We start from the raw sequence: 3,328 nt of genomic DNA on the forward strand, positions 1-3,328 counted from the left end.
CCAGGAGAATCGGGGATGCTTATTTCAAAGCGGATATGTGTTTCGGTAAGTGAGAAAAGACATACTATCCGAAATAGCTGTGGGTGGCATACTGTTGCTTCATGACTTGTGGAACATCAGTGCTAGAAGACGTTAGAATTAGTTGCCACATCGATCCGAGAACAAGATCGGCTTGACACACGAACTCTTTTTTGGAGCTATTGTTCAAAGCAATGTGATAAAATTGTTTCAGGAAAAGACGTTCTGTGGTTGCAACTTTACTCTTGTTGACAATTCGAACCATTCAGAAAGATAGTCTTGCTCCCCAGTAGTTAAATCCTGCCTTTTTGTTGTCTAGATGTAGATTAGTGATTTTGCTAAGGTGATTTTGCATCTACAACGAGGATTCTATTGCAGTTTAAATACGGAGGTTGGGAATTGAAGAACACTGAACAGCTTAGAAGAAAAGGTATGACGCTCACAGAGCTATTGGTCGCTCTGTCCGTATCGACTGTGGTCCTTCTTATAGTTGTTCTAATAACCACTCAGTCATTAAGAATTACGAAAGCGACAGAGGCATCGATGTCTCTTGATGAACAGATTTCAAAGTTGCATTCTTCACTCAACTATATAATTTCTCGGCAGTTCACAGCATTAGGATCCTTCACATACTCGGAAGATGTACCTGAGGAAAAAGTTCAAGAGATAACTCTGTATTCAGGTGTGCCTGATTCTAGTGTCGATGTGATTTCTGCTGTATCTACAGTTACCTATGATTCAAGTCTAAGAAAGGTGGTTCATCAGTATTATAACAAATCTGGGAGGTTAGTTTCATCTGTGATTGCGGAGAATGTTGTGGAGTTTGAGTTTGATCCTGTTCCACTAACTTCATATTTGACATATAGTGCTACGTTCACCTATTTTGATCTAGTCAGCAATGCCCCAATTCTAACGCGAAGTGCGCGAGGAGCGGTGAGGTTTTATTAGAACTAGAGATGGTTTCTCGTTGCTTGAAGTGGTTATTGCTCTAGCGATTCTTGGATTATTCGTTGCGGGCGGGATTTTTCTGATAGTCCGATACAATTCTATGTCGCAAGGAATAACTCATGTTTCAGCAATACAAGCTGCGACGAGTTTTGTTCGTCATTTCATTAGGCAAGACTCGGTTTTGAGAGCTGTTGGAGATGATTCAGATGTCATTTTGGAAAGGGTCAACGAAAGGTTAGTCTTGATTGAGAACGCCCTTAATGGACCTAATGAAGGAATGGGTTTTTTGGCTACAGCAGGGTTTGGAGATCTGCGAATCGAAATCTCACCATTGGAACAGAGCTCGGTCATGTATAACGGAAATGACTGGATTCTTTTCACAGTAGAGGCCATGATTTCTGACATAGACAGGAACTCAAAGGAGGAGAAAGTATATGTTACTATCTCATCACAGTAGAAAAAGTGGGTTCGCTTTGGTCATGACACTCATTCTTGTTGCTTTTGGAACGGTGGTTCTTCTTGCGAGCGGTTTACAGCTTTCAAGAACAACAGATGTGGTGAATTCCTATAGAAGAATAGCTAATGTGCAGAATATTGCAAACAATGTTGTAGAAGTAGCATCTTGTTACTTCGTAGATAATCTCTCCAGCTACACTGAAGATGATAAGGTAACGTGGTCTGAAGCAGTCGAATTCATTAGCATGCTTGATTCTCGATCAGGCCTTGAAAGCAAATACTGGGCAGATTTTCTTAGTTTTATTGGAGAAGACACTGAGGGTTTTAGTTTGACAGATCAGGTCAATTCATTCAGCAATAGCAAAGGGCTTGGTGAAGGAAGATACAATATATCATCGCACGTATTTCCGGTTGCAGGTGGAGCAGAGAAATACGTCGTTATTTGTTCGGCTGAACTTGATGGGACAAAGCGTTATTCAATGGGTCTGGTTATGACAGACGCGTCGCCCCAGGGTGGATTACCTGCGCTAAGGACTGTTTCATTAGATCGAGTATTATCATCGCTAAGAAGTATTGGGAATGGAAAATCAAAGAAAATCGTTGGAGATATTGTTTTTGGAGATGCCATAGTAGCGGGAATTCTATCTTTGAATAATTCAGGAAGTTCTTCTCTTAAAGATATTATTGCGGGTATTTTGAATGCGGCGGGGATTGTTGTATATGACTCTGATGGTAATCAGATTACTGATGAGGAAGCCCTAGCCAACTTCCTACGCAACTATTTTTCTGAGATCGAAGATGACGCCGCTACTCTCTATAAGCAATGGATAGATGAATATAAGGAGAGTTTTCCTGAAACTCCAGAAGCAACAGTTACGCTGGATATGAACACTGCCGCTGTTAGCTATGCACATGACCCCTCACCAATCAGTGTGAACTGTAGTGAAGCCATCTGTCAACTGGAAAGTTACTCGGACGAACTTACTATTGAAGTGAGCGGTTCTGATCAATTTAGAGCAGAATTTACATCCGAAGGACTAATAATATATGGTTCGGAGAAATCTTTCTTAGTTCCAACTTCTATTGCAAGTGAAACAACTGTACACATAATGATCGATGGTACCACGACCTTTTTCTCTAATAAGCCACACAAGATAAGTATAGTAAGTGGCAAGTATGATATACAGGTAAAAGGTGACGTAACAATTGATACTCAATTTGTGTATGACGTGGAAGACCTTGTTAAAGCAGTCAATAATGGGCAAGGAAGGTCTTTAGTTGCAAATAAAACTGCAGTTAATGCAGAAACAAGTATCAAAGAATACCAAAGACTACTTGCTGAAGAAAACTACTCTTATCTACGAGTTGCTTCATACGGGGATATTTCCCTTGGTTATAGTTCTGCTACTCACGGCGATAAGAATCTAATGGGTGACTTTTATGCTCTTAAGAGAGATGATGGTTCGGGCGGCAACTTTCTTCTTGGTGACTTATCAAGCGTACCAAATATCACAAATCCTGGTCAGGGGCAGTTTTCTCAGTTGTTTCTTCTAGGGTCTCTAACTGCTTGGGCGTTTGAGAATCCAACTTACTATATTGAAAACAAAGATGAAACAATCGAGCTTCTTAATTCCCTTGCTCTTATTGCAGCTGGAAGTTCCGGTCTTTCAGGATCCGGTTCATCATCGGGAGAAGATCAGCGGTTTAAGCTTCTTGGTATTCAGAGTTGGTGATTAAATGCTGCTCAGTAGTCTTCGGTCTGGGGAAGAAGAGATTCTCTTCCTAGCTTCTAGTACTATAAGCCACAGTTAACCCCCAGAGGGCCCCCGCGACGTGCGGGGGCTTTTTTTGCTGAACTCGCATCGGGTACCTCGTAAGATGCCTTCCTTCTAATTGAATCAAGTGA

At 41.3% G+C, this 3,328-nt stretch carries 3 protein-coding genes; all 3 read left to right on the forward strand.

Annotated elements, in window-relative coordinates; all coding sequences use genetic code 11:
- The first annotated feature begins 384 nt into the window (after nt 1–384).
- The 3 genes from ENN47_11685 to ENN47_11695 are packed head-to-tail and all read left to right on the forward strand — an operon-like array spanning nt 385 to nt 3,155.
- The gene (locus ENN47_11685; protein ID HDP78811.1) at nt 385–966 is read left to right on the forward strand and encodes a prepilin-type N-terminal cleavage/methylation domain-containing protein; all 582 of its coding nucleotides are present in this window, start codon (nt 385–387) and stop codon (nt 964–966) included.
- Nucleotides 962–1,423 carry a prepilin-type N-terminal cleavage/methylation domain-containing protein gene (locus tag ENN47_11690; GenBank protein HDP78812.1) on the forward strand — a complete coding sequence of 154 codons (462 nt, stop codon included), beginning with the start codon at nt 962–964 and terminating at the stop codon, nt 1,421–1,423. Before ENN47_11685 ends, ENN47_11690 begins: the two co-directional genes overlap by 5 nt.
- Nucleotides 1,401–3,155: a hypothetical protein gene (locus tag ENN47_11695; GenBank protein ID HDP78813.1), complete on the forward strand. Its 1,755-nt coding sequence runs from the start codon at nt 1,401–1,403 to the stop codon at nt 3,153–3,155. The genes ENN47_11690 and ENN47_11695 overlap by 23 nt, the downstream gene beginning before the upstream one ends.
- Nucleotides 3,156–3,328: the final 173 nt, after the last annotated feature.

It is taken from the genome of Mesotoga infera, assembly GCA_011045915.1.
GTDB lineage: Bacteria > Thermotogota > Thermotogae > Petrotogales > Kosmotogaceae > Mesotoga > Mesotoga infera_D.